We start from the raw sequence: 16,087 nt of genomic DNA, 5'->3' as shown, positions 1-16,087 counted from the left end.
ATTCTATCTAAAATAAGGTCATATAAAAAGCATGGATACTATTGACCAAATTGGTAAAGGCATTTAACCAGAGCAGGACAGAAAGTCCATAACGCTTTTTACGAAAAGCCTGTGCTCCAGCAAGCAAGCAGACCAAACACAGCATGGCTGTGAAAAAACCAAATATACTACGTTCCATTAGACTTCCTTTCTCTTGCGGTATTGGATGGTAAAATCATAAGGATTTTTCTCATCCTTGGTATAGGATTTGCTTGAAACAGTCTCAAAAAGGGACAGATCAAACTCCTCAGGAAAATAGGTATCTCCTTCCACCCGAGCATGAATTTGAGTCACAATCACTTCGTCAAGGTAGGGCTCAAAAGCCTGAAAAATCTGCTTTCCACCAATAATATAGAGATTCTTTTCTTGAGCCTGATACCAGTCCAAGACAGACTGGACATCCTGAAAAGTAGCCGCACCATCTATCTTTTCTTCCGAGTTACGTGTCAAAATCAAGGTCTCCCGTTTTGGAAGCAGTCGACGTCCCATTCCATCAAAGGTCACACGCCCCATCAAGATAGCATGATTCAGAGTTGTTTCTTTGAAGTGTTGCAGTTCTGCTGGTAAATGCCAAGGCAAACGATTGTCCTTACCAATCACACCCTCTTCATCCTGGGCCCAAATAGCTACGATTTTCTTAGTCATGCTTCCATCCTTTTTACTGATAGTACTATTTTATCAAAAAACTCAAAAAAAGACTGGTTTGGAATAGCTTACAGAATAGAAAAAAATCCGTAAGAGGAATCCTACAGATTTTTATATGATTATTCTATTTCTTACAAACCAGGTGCTTGTCCAAGTTCTGCTGCAAGCATCCAGATTGTTTTATCAGTTTCAGTTTTAGCGTCTGAGAAGATACCGTTTGTCACATCATCACCCTCTTCATCAGTGACATCCAAACCTTTTTGGAAAAGTTCTGACAAGTAACGGTAGATAGCAAGGACACGTTCCAAGCTTTCTTCAACATTACGGTATTCACCAGCTTCTTCTTCGATTTCACTGTGTTGAAGGAATTCTGTCAATGTAGAGAATGGGCTACCTCCAAGTGTAATCAAGCGTTCGCTGATTTCATCCAATTGACCGTCAAGAGCTTCCATATACTCATCCATTTTTGGATGCCATACAAGGAAACCACGACCACGCATATACCAGTGTACTTGGTGCAAAGCCACATGAGCTACGTACAAATCAGCAACAGCTTGATTCAAGACTTCCTTTGTTTTTGCCAATGCTACTGGCGCTGCTTTTGTCAATGATGTTACGTCTTTTACTGCTTCTTTTTTCAATTCTACCATTATTTTTACCTCATTCATTATTATTTGTAACCACTTCTTACTGATTACTATCTTAGTATACTACTAAGAATAACCAATAGCAAGCCAAATGACTCACATGAGAAAAGTTGCAATAGACTGATAATTTAAGAATTTTTAGAATAAAACACAGTCCCCTTACACCTCTCTTATACTCAATGAAAATCAAAGAGCAAACTAGGAAACTAGCCGCAGGCTGTACTTGAGTACGGCAAGGTGACGTTGACGTGGTTTGAATTTGATTTTCAAAGAGTATTAACTGCGACAAAATAAAGAAAAAAGGGATGCAATTTTCTTGCACACTCCTTTCTCAAACTTATATCTTAATACCAAACGCTGACGTCAACACGACCACGAATTCCTTTTAAGTATTCAGATGAGGTATATTGCCATCCTTTTTCACCTGAATAATGAGGATTTGTCCAATCAAGCGCATCAGTATAAGCAGCAACCCAATTGACATGTTGTAAAATATCGGGATGATTCAAACGAGTTTGCAAAAGTTGACGGTAGCTATAAACATTTACATTTTGATAACCAGCCTGTTTCATTGTTGCCATATACTTGTTGATAATCTTGACCCAGGTTCCAGTATCACTTGGAGCTCTCTTGGTCTTATTGCCATATTCCCAGTTCTCAACATCGTAGTAGATAGGGTAAGACAAGTTCATCTTGTATTTTTTCAAGAGTTCAATGGTTTGATTAGCATCATTCTCAGCATCGGTCTCATTTTCAGCATAAGTATAAAGGTAAACACCGTAAGGAATTCCAAGACGGTTTAACTCCTTAATATTATGAGCCAATTCCTTGTCTTCAGTTCCACTATAACCCAAACGAACAATGACTCCATCTACTCCATTATCATCGATGACTTTTTTCCAGTCACTGATACGACCATTGTGCTCACTGACATCGATAACTTTTTTAACTTGATCAGTCCCAACTTGTTCTTCACGATGGTTAAAGAAATAACGTCTGCCATTTCGGTGAACCCAGCCAACATTCAAGTCTTTCTTTTCTTTTAACTCACCTGAGTCAGAAAAAATATAGCGAGCATCATCCATGACTAATTCACCAGTAGCCATAGCACCACTTCCTGTCAAATAGTAGTTACCCTGCCACTCATCTTTGGCCATGTAACCCCACTTCTTGAAATAGTACCACTTGCCGTCTACCTTTTGCCACTCTTGATTTGCATAAGAGCCATCAGATTTCAGGTAAAACCAACTCTTATAATTGTTATCGTAAAATCATTCACTCTTGGCCATGTAGCCACCCGCTTTTAGGTAATATTTACCATACCACTCTTGATTCGCATAAGAACTATCAGATTTCAGGTAAAACCAACTCTTATAATTGCTATCATAAAACCATTCACTCTTGGCCATGTAGCCACCCACTTTGAGGTAGTAGTTCCCATGCCATTCTTGTTCTGCATAAGAACCATCTGCTTTGAGGTAGAACCAGCTCTTATAATTGTTATCGTAAAACCATTCATTTTTAGCCATATAACCACCTGCTTTGAGGTAGTAGTTTCCATGCCATTCTTTTTGAGCATAACGACTATCTGCTTTTATATAGAATCAAGCCTTGTAGCTAGTATCAAAGATCCACTCACTCTTAGCTTTTGAACCATCTGCTTTTACATAGAAGTCACCTTCCCAGTTTGCTGATGTTGAATTTGGCTTACTTTCTTCTTTCTGACTACTAGCTCGCGTCTCTTTGACTTCTTCCTTTTTCTCTTGACGCTGACTAGAAGAAGTCTCAACCTTTTTCTCTTCTTCTTTTTGACTTGTAGTCGTTTCTGATTTCTTTTCTTCTACCTTACTAGAATAAGCTTGAACACTGCTTTCTTCTGAAGATGCTTTCACTTCAGTTTCATTGGCAGGCACTTGATTGACAACTAGTCCAATCAAAAAAGCGCTTGCTAATCCAATTTTTCCAATCTTTGTTTTCAATCTTTCCTCTCCTATAAAAAATGGAACAGACATCTGAATGCTGTTCCACCTAGCTTTTGCTACTGATTATTTTACAAAGTCAAGCAAAGCCAAGAAGCTTTCTGCTTCAAGTGACGCACCACCAACAAGGGCACCGTCAACGTCTGGGCAAGCCATGTATGAAGCAACGTTTTCAGGTTTAACAGAACCACCGTATTGAACACGAACTTTGTCTGCAACTTCTTGACCGAAGTCAGCAGCTACAACGTCACGAACAACTTTACACATTTTTTGTGCATCGTCTTGTGAAGCTGATTTACCAGTACCGATAGCCCAGATTGGCTCGTAAGCGATAACTGATGCAGCAACTTGTTCAGCAGTCAATCCAGCTAATGCAGCAGATACTTGAGCACCTACAAACTCAGCAGCTTTACCAGCTTCGTAAGTTTCAAGTGACTCACCACAACAGATGATTGGAAGCATACCGTTTGCAAAGATTGCTTTTGCTTTTTTGTTGATATCTTCGTCAGTTTCATGGAAGTAGTCACGGCGTTCTGAGTGACCGATAACAACGTAGTCAGTACCGATTTCTTTCAAAACTTGTGGGCTAGTTTCACCAGTGAAAGCACCTGCATTTTCAAAGTAGCAGTTTTGAGCAGCAACTTTAAGGTTTGAACCTTTAGCAGCAGCAAGAACAGCTGTCAAATCAAGAGCTGGAGCAGCGATACCTGCTTCAACAAGATCTGATGAAGGAAGTTTTGATGCAACTGCTTCAACGAATGCTTTAGCTTCTTCTGGATTTTTGTTCATTTTCCAGTTACCAGCGATAAATGGTTTACGTGACATTTCACATACCTCTTTTTTCAATTTATTTTCTATTTATTTTATCACAATTAGACACAGCTTGCAAATCTTACTCGGATTTCAAGCCTGCTTACACGGATTAATCCTTCCAGAGATCCATGGCATTTCTGAAATCTGCCGATACCTGTGTCATCTGAGGATTGCTTGCTTCTCTTTCTGCCCGCTTAGCCTCAATTTGAGCCACACTCTTGATTCCTTCATGGCGCCAATTTCTCAAAATCGCCTGAATGTACTTCCAGTTTGGTTTTCCATTCAAAACAGCTTCACGAAGAGCTTCCTTAATCAAGTCAGCACTGGTCCCATCTTCTTTTAGGGTCTTGGTCAAATCCTCAATTTCAAAAGGCGTCAACAAACGTCCCAACTCCTGTTGAAAGGTTTCTACCAAATCCTTGAGCTGGTTTTGAGGTGTCAACTGGTCTGAACTCGAAGTAGGAGCTCCAAGCAAGTTATCTAAACGTTCCAAAGCCAAACTAGCATCAAAGAGCAATTCAATTTCGCCATTTAATTCGATAGTACGATACTGGAGCAGTCCCCTCTCTGTCAAGTTGGAAATGGACTGGTTGACATCCGAAATTTCCTTGCCAATCCTTTCAGCAATCTGACTTGGCGACATTTCTTCCAAACCTGTCGTATTTTGCAAATAGAAAAATTGCCAGACTAAAAAATCATCGCTTGAAGGAAAGAGTTCCTTAAAATGCAAGAGCAGGGCACTCGGTAAAACCAAGTTCCCTGATTTAAAAGCGTCTAAATATGTCATAATTCCTCTTATAAATACCCATATGCAGATGCATCATCTTCTATCTTTCTCCAGTCAAAAGGCGTCTCCTGATAGACAGCATAGTTTACCCAGTTACTGAAAAAGAGGGCTGCTGATGAAGACCAACAAAGACAAGGTGTCTGGTTGACATCATCATCCTTAAAGTAATTTTCTGGAATATGAGGATCCAAACCTGCATTACGATCTCGGAAATACTCTTTTGCCAGGGTATCACGATCATACTCCAAATGCCCAAAACTATAAATTTCTCGTAAATCCCGACTGGCCAAAATCGAAACCCCAACCTGAGGTCCTTCTGATAAAATTTCGAGATTGGTCTTATTCAGAATCTCTTCCTTAGAAATCTCCGTATGCCGAGAATGAGGAGCTACGTAGCTATCGTCAAAGCCTCTAAAGAGAAGGTGACCCTCTTTTAGGGTGTCCTGAGGATAGATACCCGATAACTTACTGTCCATCTGGTATTTTTCCACTCCATAACGCAGATAAAGACCAGCCTGAGCCCCCCAACAGATATGAAGGGTCGAATAGACATGGGTCTTGGACCACTCGATTACCTGACTGAATTCCTCCCAATAGTCCACTTCCTCAAATGGTAAATGCTCAACTGGAGCACCCGTGATAATCATGCCATCAAAATACTCATCCTTAACCTCTGGAAAAGTTTTATAGAAGGTCTCCATGTGCTCTGAACGAGTTGTTTTAGAACGATGGCTCTCCATATAGAGAAAATCTATATCCAGTTGCAGGGGTGTATTAGCCAAATGGCGTAACAACTGGGTCTCTGTGACCATTTTTTGTGGCATGAGATTTAAAATTAAAATCTTCAAAGGGCGGATATCTTGGTGGGCAGCACGTTGATCATCCATGACAAAGATGTTCTCTGTCCGTAAAATCTCAACAGCTGGTAATTTTTTATCAATTCGAATCGGCATAACCCTCTCCTAACTGTATTCTTTCAGGAATAATTGCATATGTTTGAAACTCTTCGAAAATCTCTTCAAACCGCGTCAACGTTGCCTTGCCGTAGATATGTTACTGACTTCGTCAGTTCTATCCACAACCTCAAAACAGTGTTTTGAGCTGACTTCGTCAGTTTTATCTGCAACCTCAAAGCTGTACTTTGAGCAGCCTGCGGCTAGTTTCCTAGTTTGCTCTTTGATTTTCATTGAGTATGAAACTAAATCTCAAACACTTAGTCCTTTTATTATACTGCAAGAAGATATAGTTTTCAATTATAGTTTTTCTCTAACTAGCTATAGTCTATTTTTATATCCTAATGTAGAGAAAACAGCCCTAGGGACTGTTTTTGATTAATAATGCATAAGAACCTTGTAATCGTAGTCACCGATTTTTTCACGGCCGTTCAATTCATCCAATTCAACAAGGAAGGCACAGCCTGCTACAACACCACCAAGTTTTTCAATCATCTCGATGGTTGCCTTAACAGTTCCACCTGTTGCTAAGAGGTCATCTACGATAAGAACACGTTGACCTGGCTTAATGGCGTCAGCATGCATAGTCAAGGTATCAACACCGTACTCTTTTTCATAGTCAGCGGAAATAACTTCGCGTGGCAATTTACCTGGCTTACGAACAGGCGCAAAACCAATTCCCAACTCAAAGGCAACTGGACAGCCCACGATAAAACCACGAGCCTCAGGTCCCACGATCATGTCAATTTTCTTGTCAGTAGCATACTGAACGATTTCACGAACAGCGTAGCTATAAGCATTTCCATCAGCCATCAAAGGACTAATATCACGGAAAGTAATACCTTCCTTCGGATAATTTTCAATTGTTGCAATGTAATCTTTTAAATTCATCTTTTTCTTTCTTTCAAAGTTTTTTACTCTCTATTATAGCATATTTTTTAAGAAAGAAAAAAGGAAAAGTTAACTTCAATGATTATCTAACGATTTGACGATTTATGACTAGCCATAGCAATAAAGCCCAAGTTCTGTTTATTCTTATCAAACATTTTATACATAGTTAAAAACTGCTTTCTATTCTCCTTTTTACAAGCATTTACACAAATTTTCAAGGTTCCTAGCCAACCTTCGTCATAAATCATACCCGATAATTTCATTAATGTCATTTCACCAGTCAATACTTTCACATCACAATAACCTGATTCTATCATCACCTCTTCCCAACCATCTTGAGTTAAAGGACCCACATTTACATGAATTGCTTGTGACAGTTCCTGTCTGACAGACTCTTTAGCTTCCTTAAGAAGCACATCATGTGTCAAGAGAAGACCCTCAGGTTTTAAAACCCTTAGATATTCCATTACACATTTTTTCTTAGCTTGATCGGCTTGCATAGTCAGCATAGCTTCATTTATAACAATATCAAAACTAGTATCTTCATAAGGAAGTTTCATTGCATTAGCTCTTTCAAAACTGATTAAATGAGCAACACCTGCCGTTTCAGCAGATTTTTTAGCCACTTCTAAAGCTTGAGCATCCATATCAACAGCAGTTATCTTACAACCAAAACGCTGTGCCAACTCAATTGCTGTAGTTCCCCTATTACACGCAACTTCTAGTATTCTCTTTTCTTTTGAAAATCCTCCTTCCGCAATTAACCAATCTGTAGCACGTTTTCCACCTGGACGTAAGCGTTTTTTCCCTAGTTTTGCTAAAAACTTATGACCTGCTTCTGACATTTGAACACCTCTATTTTTTCTTCATTATAACATAAAATGATATTATCTAACAATTCTAATCTATTATTTGATGAACTATAATCAAACGCATACAAACCACCATGACTATAGCATAAATTTATTATTACCTCTCTAGTTCGAATTCAATTCCTCCCATCATTTACACATTCAGGTTACGACTATTTTTGTACTTTGGAATTGCTCTCTTCTTCATCCGCTATACGAACCTCCACCTTCCTGTTCGTAGAGCCACGATTTCTCTATCCCTTCCTATCCCCGCTACCTCACGATAGTCAGGCTTGGGAATCGCTATTGGGTTCACCGGTAGCGGGTGCCTACGGAGGAATTACACCTCAGATATACGACAGCCCGTCGTACCTAAAAAAACGAGCACTTTCGTACTCGTTATCTGATATAAACTACTGATTAAAGTGAGTTTACGTCAACTTTGATACCAACACCTTGAGTAGTTGTAATAGTCAAGTTTGTTACGTAAGTTCCTTTAGCTGTAGCTGGTTTTGCTTTTTGGATTGTTTCGTTGAAAGCTTTGAAGTTTTCAACCAATTTTTCAGCTTCAAATGATACTTTACCGATGATTGCTTGAACGTTACCTGCACGGTCAGCACGGTAAGTGATTTTACCACCTTTAGACTCTTCAACCGCTTTTGCAACATCCATTGTTACAGTACCAGTTTTAGGGTTTGGCATCAAGTTACGTGGTCCAAGGACACGTCCAAGACGTCCAACAAGAGCCATCATGTCAGGTGTAGCGATAACTACGTCGAAGTCCAACCAACCGTCGTTGATTTTAGCAACAAGGTCATCTTCACCAACAAAGTCTGCACCAGCAGCTTTTGCTTCTTCAGCTTTTGCACCGCGTGCGAAAACAAGAACGCGTGAAGTTTTACCAGTACCGTTTGGCAATACCATTGCTCCACGGATCTGTTGGTCAGCTTTTTTAACGTCGATGTTCAAGTTGTAAGCAACTTCTACAGTTGCGTCAAATTTTGCAAAGTTAGTTTCTTTTGCAAGTGCTACAGCTTCTTCTACGCTGTATGCTTTTGTGCTGTCGATTTTCTCAAGAGCAGCACGAAGTTGTTTGCTTTTTTTAGCCATTTTCTATTCTCCTTGTAAGTGGTTCAATCGATTTTCATCTCCCACGTCACTCCTCGAAATGATGAAGTCTTGCGGGTTATCAGTCTATTATTTTTCTTTTCCTACGTCGTTAAATTCCCTTGCTGTACCCAAGTACAAGCATCAGTCACTTGCCTAGTATGAAAAGCAACTAATAGACTGCTGTGAGATTTTCTACTGTGTTATTGATTAGTCAACAACAGTGAATCCCATAGAACGAGCAGTACCTTCGATCATACGCATTGCAGACTCTACGTTTGCTGCGTTCAAATCTGGCATCTTAGTTTCTGCAATTTCTTGTACTTGTGCACGAGTAACTGTAGCAACTTTAGTTTTGTTAGGTGTACCTGATCCTTTTTCAACACCTGCAGCTTTTTTCAAAAGAACAGCAGCTGGTGGTGTTTTAGTGATGAAAGTAAATGATTTATCTTCGTAAACTGAGATAACAACTGGAATGATCATACCAGCTTGGTCAGCTGTACGAGCGTTGAACTCTTTTGTGAATCCCATGATGTTGATACCAGCTTGACCAAGAGCAGGTCCAACCGGTGGAGCTGGTGTAGCTTTACCAGCAGGGATTTGCAATTTTACAAGTTTTTCGACTTTTTTAGCCATTTTTAAATCCTCCTTTGTGGTTTTTGCGGTAATTAAAGATTTTTACCTCCCACAAGTATGCTTTTCACATACCCATCTATTATACACTATTTATCTAGAATTGCAAGAGAAAAGTTTATTTTTTATACTCAATAAAAATCAAAGAGCAAACTAGGAAGCTAGCCGCAGGTTGCTCAAAACACTGTTTTGAGGTTGTAGATGGAACTGACGTAGTCAGTATCCTACACATACGGCAAGGCGACGCTGACGTGGTTTGAATTTGATTTTCGAAGAGTATTAATCGACGTAATCTCCGCCTTCAAATCCATAGTATTCTTCCAAACTGAGACCACTTGCAGCTATTTCTTTTGCTTCTTTTCCGACATAACGAAGGTGCCATTCTTCAGCCATATAGCCTGTTTCCTTTTCCTTTCCTTTGAGATAACGAACAACAAAACCATAATCAGCCGCATGGTCCAAGAGCCATTGGGCCGCTTTTTCTTCTGTCACCAAATCACCATTTGTCCCAATCACATCAAAGGCTAAACCTGTCTGGTGTTCGCTATAGCCAGGTCGAGCAGAATAACGGTCGGCAGCTTCTTTCCCATCTTGATTGACATAATCTTGATAGAGTTTGGTCTGAGTTTCATAACTTCTAAAGCCACTGTAATGATCACTGATTGGGAAACCTGCCTCTTGCATAGCTTTGATGAGCTTGACCAACTCAGCCTTGGCTGTTGGATTTTCCCCTGGATTATAGTCTTTTGACAATGGATAGTGTTTGTTGGCTACGATGATTTCATCGTATTTGCCTTGGATGCTGTAGTAGTCTCCTTTGTTAACCACTTCTGCTTTTTTCTGGGCAGCTCCTTGAGATTTACTATCGACTGTTCCATCATCTTTAGCTGTTTGTTCTGTCTTAGCTGCGCCATCTTCATTTTTTACTTTTTCTTGTGAACAAGCTGCTAGACTCAAGGCTAGCAAAGCTGTCAAGATAAGGTATCTTTTTTTCATTTCTACTCCTTTATTTCTAATAGTTTATCTACTTCTGACGATAAACATTCGACTAATCTTTTAATCTCTTCCGGTTTTGCTTTGCAGGTTTCTGCTGTCATTTCTTCAAAGGGAACCCACCAGACTGGTCCACGACCCTTTAGACCGTGACCATTCATATCACCTGTCCGTCTAGGAAACAGATGCCAATGAAGATGGGCATCGCCATTTCCTAGAAGTTCGATATTCATTTTCTCAGCAGCAAAGGCAATAGCAACTGCCTCTTGAACCACACTCATTTCTTCTAGAAAACGGAGTCTCGTTTCCTTTTTCAAGTGATGCAATTCGGTGACATGTTCCTTGGCTAGAAAGAGACTATAGCCTGCAAAATACTGGTGATCTCCGATTACAAGGTATCCTGTTTCCAACTCTCTTACAAAGTAAGGATTTTTCCCAGCTTTGATGAGGGCAATTCTCTGGCAAATCAGGCACATATTAGTCTACCAATGCGCTCTTAAGATAAGTATCAACCATACGTTCCGTTGCGACCACCGAGTCAATATGAGTACGCTCATAAGAATGACTAGACTCGATACCAGCACCAAGAAGGGCATGCTTGACCTCTGCACCTGCAGACATGGCCGCCGAAGCGTCCGAACCATAAAATGGATAGATATCCAACTTAAATGGAATATCTTGCTCTTTCGCCAAGGCAACCAAATGTTGACGGAAGTCATAGTGATAAGGACCTGAAGCATCCTTGACACAGATGGACACTGTGTACTCATCTGTTTGCTGATCATCCCCCATAGCTCCCATATCCACAGCCAGATATTCGACTACTTGAGCAGGGATATTAGAGTTAGCACCGTGGCCTACTTCTTCAAAAACTGAAAAAGCAAAATGGGTTGTTACTGGCAATTCAATCTTCTCTTCCTTATAAATACGAAGTAGGTTAAGCAAAATCGCTGCACTGACCTTATCGTCCAAATGACGAGACTTGATAAAACCGGTCTCTGTCACGACAGTTCGGGGATCAAAGCTGATAAAATCACCGACCTCAATCCCCAAGGCACGAGTTTCTTTTTCATTGGTTACTTTTGCATCCAAACGCACTTCCATATTGTCCTGCGTGCGTTCTGCAGTTCCTGCATCCTTATAGACATGGCAAGAAGTTTGGTGGATAAGGATGGTTCCAGATACCTTTTGACCTGTGCTAGCCACATGAACGGTACAGTTTTCTCCTTCAATCATATTCCAAGGAAAACCACCGATACGGTCCATTTTGAGACGACCGTCTGGTTTGACAGCACGGACAATAGCACCCAGCGTATCTACATGGGCAGTCACATAGCGGTGTTGTTCATCTTTTTGACCTTTAATGGTCACATTGACACCGCCCTTGGCTGTGCGAACTGGCTGATAACCAAAATCTTCTAAAGTCTTGACTAAATAGTCCGAAATCTCACGAGTGAAGCCTGTTGGCGATGCAATAGCTGTCAGTTCTTTGATATATTCTACTGTTTGATTCATTTCTTCACCTCTTTTGCTACCTATTATAACACATTTATCATCGGATAAAAAAAGAAAATCACTCCTGTAGACTTGGCTACAAAAGTGATTGTATACTCAATGAAAATCAAAGAGCGAACTAGGAAACTAGCCGCAGGCTGTACTTGAGTACGACAAGGCGACGTTGACGCGGTTTGAATTTGATTTTCGAAGAGTATTAGTGATTATTCCATTTCAAAAACATCACTTTCTTGCTTGTTTGGTAGAACCAATGAGAGCAAGATTCCAACGATGGCAGGCACCAACCATGGGAGAGATGCCTTGGCAAAAGGAAGAGCGTTGACAAGATTTGCAAGAAACTCAACCTTAAACGAGCTTCCTAGTACGCTTGCAATGGCAATAGCTGTAACCACAGCAATTGTCAACTGCATACCTGGTTTTGAAAGAGCCACGAATTTGTTGACAATGACGATCATGACGATGGCAATGGTGATTGGGTACAAGATAACCAGTACAGGGATTGAGTACTTGATAATCGCATCAAGTCCCAAGTTGGCAATAGCAAATCCAATCAAGGTAAAGGCTGTCGCATAAACCTTGTAGCTGATTTGTGGGAAACGCTCATTAAAGAACTCAGCTGTTGACACAATCAAACCAACTGTTGTTGTGAAGCAGGTTACGGTAACCATAGCTGCAAGGAAGAGTTGAGCTGTTGAGCCAAAGATTTCTTGAGTGGCTTGTGACAAGATGTAAACACCCGGTGTTCCACCCTTCATCGCTTCAGCAGGTACTGGGAAATGATTTCCAAGGAAACCTAAACCGATGTAAAGAGCGCTGAAGGCAAGGGCAACAACGATACCAACCACCCAAATAGTTGAAATGTATTCTTTCTTACTTGAAAATCCAAGTTGTTTCAAGGTTTGAACTGCGATTACGCTAAAGGCAACTGAGGCAAGGGCATCCAAAGTATTGTAACCTTCTAGGAAACCTGTACCAAAGGCAGAAGCTTGATAAGCAGTTGAAGCAGCTTGAGGACTTGTTCCACCGTATTTGAAAGCTCCTAGAACAACCAAGATAACAATCAAAATCGCAAAAACCGGCGTTAAAATACGTCCAATGCGGTCCAAAATTTTTGATGGATTAAGCGAAATCAAATAAGCTGCCGCAAAGTAAAGAACCGTAAAGACAATCAAGCCAAGTCCTTTATTTGCATCCGATAAAAGGGGGCTAATCCCTACTTCGTAAGCTGTTGTAGCTGTACGTGGGATAGCAAAGAATGGACCGATTGACAAGTAAAGAACTGAGAGATAAAGAGTCGCAAACCAAGGCGCTATCTTTGTTGAAATCTCGTAAATATATCCTTTAGGATTTAGCGTTCCAATAATAAGGGTCAAGACGGCGATACCGACACCTGAAAAGACAAAACCTGCGATGGCAGGAAGAAAATGTTCTCCAGATAGAGCACCTAGAGAAGGCGGAAAAATCAAGTTCCCCGCACCAAAAAATATTCCAAACAGGAGTAAACCTGTTAAGGCACCTTTTTTAGCCATGAAAATCTCCTTCATATTTATAAAATACTGACCTAGTATATCATGAATAGAAGTATGAAAAAAGTATCACGAAGCAAAATGTTAAATGTTTTTAAGATTCTAAAAAGTATGAATTATCTAAAAATAAAACTCTCCTACCCAGACCACACCAAGTAGGAGAAATTCTTACGTTTAGAGTTCTTCAAAGGCAGTCATACCACCTTGAACATTGATAACATTATAACCTTGTTCAGCTAAAAATTGACAAGCACGCGCCGATCTCATCCCAGATTTGCAAATGACATAATGCAACGGGTCCTTGTCCAACTGATCATAGCTATCAGCCAATTGACTAAGCGGCAGGTTGTGGGCACCTTCTAAATGAAGAGTTTCAAATTCGTCCACTTCTCTCACGTCCACTAGAGAAAGTTGACCGTTTTGATAAAGCTGGTAAAATGCGTCAAAGGTAATTTCTTTCATTCTTTTTCTCCTAATACTCTTCGAAAATCTCTTCAAACCACGTCAGCGTCGCCTTACCGTAGGTATGGTTACTGACTTCGTCAGTTCTATCCACAACCTCAAAACAGTGTTTTGAGCTGACTTCGTCAGTTTTATCTGCAACCTCAAAGCTGTACTTTGAGCAGCCTGCAGCTAGCTTCCTAGTTTGCTCTTTGATTTTCATTGACTATAAAATGGTTTTAATTCTTTTTTTCAAATCTGGCACCACTTCTGACTCAAACCAAGGATTTTTGGTCATCCAGATTTGATTTCGTGGTGAAGGGTGAACTAGTGGAAAATAGGTTGGCAAGTAGTTCTGGTAATGTTTTACCCGTTCTGTTACCTTGCCACTGACTTTCTCCTGTAAATAGTAGGCTTGGGCATATTGCCCAATCAAGAGGGTCAACTGAATATCGGGCAATTCTCGCAAGAGTTGCGGATGCCATTTTTCTGCAAAGCCAGTTCTCGGTGGCAGGTCACCTGACTTGCCATGCCCTGGAAAGTAAAAATCCATAGGCAGAACAGCAAAATAACCTGAATTGTAAAAGGTATCTTCATCCACACCGAGCCAGTTGCGCAAGCGGTCACCACTTTTGTCCTTCCAGTAAAGGCCTGCTTCTTGGGTTTTAAGACCAGGCGCTTGACCGATGATATTGATGCGAGCAGTTTTTGGCGCCGCAAAGAGAGGCTCAATGCCACGCTTTGTATAGTCGACATTCTGTGGATCCGCCATAATAGCCTGCTTGATTCTTTCAATTTGAGACATCTACTTTCCCTCCAAAAAGAAGTCTAAGCATAAGATCTCAGACTTCTATCGTTTTATTTGATCAATTCATAAATAGCTTCGGCATAAATTGCTGCTGCTCGGAAGAGATCATCCAAGGCGATAAATTCATTGGCTTGGTGCATGGTATCAATCGAGTCTGGGAACATAGCACCGTAGGCAACTCCGCGTTCGAGCAAGCGACCAAAGGTTCCACCACCGATGACTTGCTCGTGACCCTTAAGTCCAGTTTGTTTTTCATAGACATTCAACAAGGTTTGCACAAGTGGATCTTCCATTGGCACGTAGTGAGGCGTATGTCCATGTTCAGAAAGGCTAACAGAAGCAACTGGCAAGTTTTCAAGGATTGACTTGATTTGCTCTGGACTTGTTCCTTTTGGATAGCGGATATTAAGGGCAATGGTATTATCAGCACTTGTTTCATCGAAGCGGAAGACACCCGCATTCATAGAAAGAGCACCCATCTTTTCATCCACATGGGCAATCTTGAGATTTTCACCCTCATGGTCGTTCAAGAGAATCTTACCAGCGATGTCAAGGTAGTCTTTGGCTGGACCAGCAAAGTCAAACTGGCTGAGGAAGAGAGCTAGGTAGGTTGCACCATTGACACCTGAAGCAGGCATAGCACCGTGAGCTGATTTACCAATGATCGTCACCTTGTATTGGCCGTTTTCTTCTTGGAGTTCTCCTCTAAGTTTGTGTTCTGCAACAAAAGCATCTAGTTTAGCTTGCAAGTCAGTCAAATCTCCTGAAACAACCGCTGTTGCTGATTCAGGCACCATATTTTCACGCAAACCACCTGTAAAACTGTGAAGACGGGCAATACCTGCATTTTCACCTGCAAAGTGGAGGTATTCCGTGATATTTCCCTTTTCACCATTGATGATTGGGAATTCTGCATCTGGTGAAAAACCGAAATCTGGTTTTGCAAGTCCTACGTGCTCAAAGTAGTAGTCCATGTCTGCCCAGCCTGATTCTTCGTCTGTTCCGACGATGAAGCGAACCGTCTTAGAAGTTGGAAGACCCAATTCTTTGATGATTTTCAAGCCATAGTAACAAGCTGTTGTAGGACCCTTGTCATCTGAAGCTCCACGCGCATAAAGGCGACCATCTTTAATAGTTGGTGTGTAAGGGTCTGTGTCCCAACCGCTACCAGCTGGCACCACGTCCATATGGGCAAAGATTCCGAGAACTTCTTCTCCATCACCAAACTCAAAATGTCCTGCATAGTTATCAACATTTTTAGTTGGATAGCCATCGCGGTCTGCGATTTCAAGGAATTTCTCCAAAGCTTTTACTGGACCAGGTCCAAATGGATGCTGGGCATCAGCCTTGCTGTCATCACGTTCTGAGTTGATTTCCAAAAGGCTAAACAAGTCAGCCAAGAGGTCTTCTTTGCGTTTTTCTACTTCTGCTGTAAAATCAATTGCTGTCATATTATCTT

General features: G+C 40.8%; 19 protein-coding genes and 1 pseudogene. All 20 read right to left on the bottom strand.

Features of this window, described 5'->3' with window-relative positions:
• Positions 1-7 precede the first annotated feature (7 nt).
• On the bottom strand, positions 8-178 hold the full coding sequence (locus tag CYK18_RS00565) for a hypothetical protein (protein ID WP_000442260.1): 171 nt from the start codon (positions 176-178) through the stop codon (positions 8-10).
• The gene (locus CYK18_RS00560) at positions 178-684 is read right to left on the bottom strand and encodes a dihydrofolate reductase (RefSeq protein WP_101784492.1); all 507 of its coding nucleotides are present in this window, start codon (positions 682-684) and stop codon (positions 178-180) included. Before CYK18_RS00560 ends, CYK18_RS00565 begins: the two co-directional genes overlap by 1 nt.
• 131 nt (positions 685-815) lie before the next feature.
• Positions 816-1,334 carry a Dps family protein gene (locus CYK18_RS00555; protein WP_180947987.1) on the bottom strand — a complete coding sequence of 173 codons (519 nt, stop codon included), beginning with the start codon at positions 1,332-1,334 and terminating at the stop codon, positions 816-818.
• Between the two features lie 341 nt (positions 1,335-1,675).
• Positions 1,676-3,343, bottom strand: a pseudogene (gene lytC / locus CYK18_RS00545) (choline binding-anchored murein hydrolase LytC).
• Between the two features lie 33 nt (positions 3,344-3,376).
• Positions 3,377-4,135, bottom strand: a complete 759-nt coding sequence (gene tpiA, locus CYK18_RS00540; protein WP_000087891.1) for a triose-phosphate isomerase — start codon at positions 4,133-4,135, stop codon at positions 3,377-3,379.
• Between the two features lie 97 nt (positions 4,136-4,232).
• Complete coding sequence (locus CYK18_RS00535) at positions 4,233-4,910, bottom strand: DnaD domain-containing protein (RefSeq protein WP_060805865.1); 678 nt, start codon at positions 4,908-4,910, stop codon at positions 4,233-4,235.
• Between the two features lie 8 nt (positions 4,911-4,918).
• Positions 4,919-5,863 carry a homoserine O-acetyltransferase MetA gene (gene metA, locus CYK18_RS00530; RefSeq protein ID WP_084930455.1) on the bottom strand — a complete coding sequence of 315 codons (945 nt, stop codon included), beginning with the start codon at positions 5,861-5,863 and terminating at the stop codon, positions 4,919-4,921.
• A gap of 75 nt (positions 5,864-5,938) precedes the next feature.
• A complete protein-coding gene (locus CYK18_RS10970) occupies positions 5,939-6,097 on the bottom strand; it encodes a hypothetical protein (RefSeq protein ID WP_235202160.1) in 159 nt (52 codons plus the stop codon).
• A 144-nt stretch (positions 6,098-6,241) separates the two neighbouring features.
• Positions 6,242-6,754 carry an adenine phosphoribosyltransferase gene (locus tag CYK18_RS00525; RefSeq protein ID WP_001049318.1) on the bottom strand — a complete coding sequence of 171 codons (513 nt, stop codon included), beginning with the start codon at positions 6,752-6,754 and terminating at the stop codon, positions 6,242-6,244.
• Between the two features lie 86 nt (positions 6,755-6,840).
• On the bottom strand, positions 6,841-7,599 hold the full coding sequence (locus CYK18_RS00520) for a class I SAM-dependent methyltransferase (protein ID WP_101784488.1): 759 nt from the start codon (positions 7,597-7,599) through the stop codon (positions 6,841-6,843).
• Between the two features lie 426 nt (positions 7,600-8,025).
• The gene (gene rplA / locus CYK18_RS00515; protein WP_001085675.1) at positions 8,026-8,715 is read right to left on the bottom strand and encodes a 50S ribosomal protein L1; all 690 of its coding nucleotides are present in this window, start codon (positions 8,713-8,715) and stop codon (positions 8,026-8,028) included.
• A gap of 207 nt (positions 8,716-8,922) precedes the next feature.
• Positions 8,923-9,348 carry a 50S ribosomal protein L11 gene (gene rplK / locus CYK18_RS00510; protein ID WP_001085807.1) on the bottom strand — a complete coding sequence of 142 codons (426 nt, stop codon included), beginning with the start codon at positions 9,346-9,348 and terminating at the stop codon, positions 8,923-8,925.
• A 276-nt stretch (positions 9,349-9,624) separates the two neighbouring features.
• Entirely contained in the window at positions 9,625-10,341 is a 717-nt protein-coding gene (ldcB, locus tag CYK18_RS00505) for an LD-carboxypeptidase LdcB/DacB (RefSeq protein WP_101784486.1), read from the bottom strand.
• A 2-nt stretch (positions 10,342-10,343) separates the two neighbouring features.
• Positions 10,344-10,814 carry an HIT family protein gene (locus CYK18_RS00500; RefSeq protein WP_101784484.1) on the bottom strand — a complete coding sequence of 157 codons (471 nt, stop codon included), beginning with the start codon at positions 10,812-10,814 and terminating at the stop codon, positions 10,344-10,346.
• A 1-nt stretch (position 10,815) separates the two neighbouring features.
• Entirely contained in the window at positions 10,816-11,853 is a 1,038-nt protein-coding gene (locus CYK18_RS00495) for a M42 family metallopeptidase (RefSeq protein WP_101784482.1), read from the bottom strand.
• A 203-nt stretch (positions 11,854-12,056) separates the two neighbouring features.
• Entirely contained in the window at positions 12,057-13,382 is a 1,326-nt protein-coding gene (gene brnQ, locus CYK18_RS00490; RefSeq protein ID WP_180947986.1) for a branched-chain amino acid transport system II carrier protein, read from the bottom strand.
• 171 nt (positions 13,383-13,553) lie between these two features.
• Positions 13,554-13,841, bottom strand: coding sequence for a rhodanese-like domain-containing protein (locus tag CYK18_RS00485; RefSeq protein ID WP_101784478.1), 288 nt, complete (start codon positions 13,839-13,841; stop codon positions 13,554-13,556).
• Positions 13,842-13,851: 10 nt separating this feature from the next.
• Positions 13,852-14,043, bottom strand: coding sequence for a hypothetical protein (locus CYK18_RS10965; RefSeq protein WP_101784476.1), 192 nt, complete (start codon positions 14,041-14,043; stop codon positions 13,852-13,854).
• Between the two features lie 3 nt (positions 14,044-14,046).
• A complete protein-coding gene (locus CYK18_RS00475; protein ID WP_101784474.1) occupies positions 14,047-14,625 on the bottom strand; it encodes a uracil-DNA glycosylase family protein in 579 nt (192 codons plus the stop codon).
• Positions 14,626-14,678: 53 nt separating this feature from the next.
• On the bottom strand, positions 14,679-16,079 hold the full coding sequence (gene pepV / locus CYK18_RS00470; RefSeq protein WP_101784472.1) for a dipeptidase PepV: 1,401 nt from the start codon (positions 16,077-16,079) through the stop codon (positions 14,679-14,681).
• Positions 16,080-16,087: the final 8 nt, after the last annotated feature.

Source organism: Streptococcus mitis (assembly GCF_002860865.1).
GTDB lineage: Bacteria > Bacillota > Bacilli > Lactobacillales > Streptococcaceae > Streptococcus > Streptococcus mitis_AT.
Note: the sequence above shows the minus strand (reverse complement) of the source record. Positions and strands in the feature narration are given on the sequence as shown.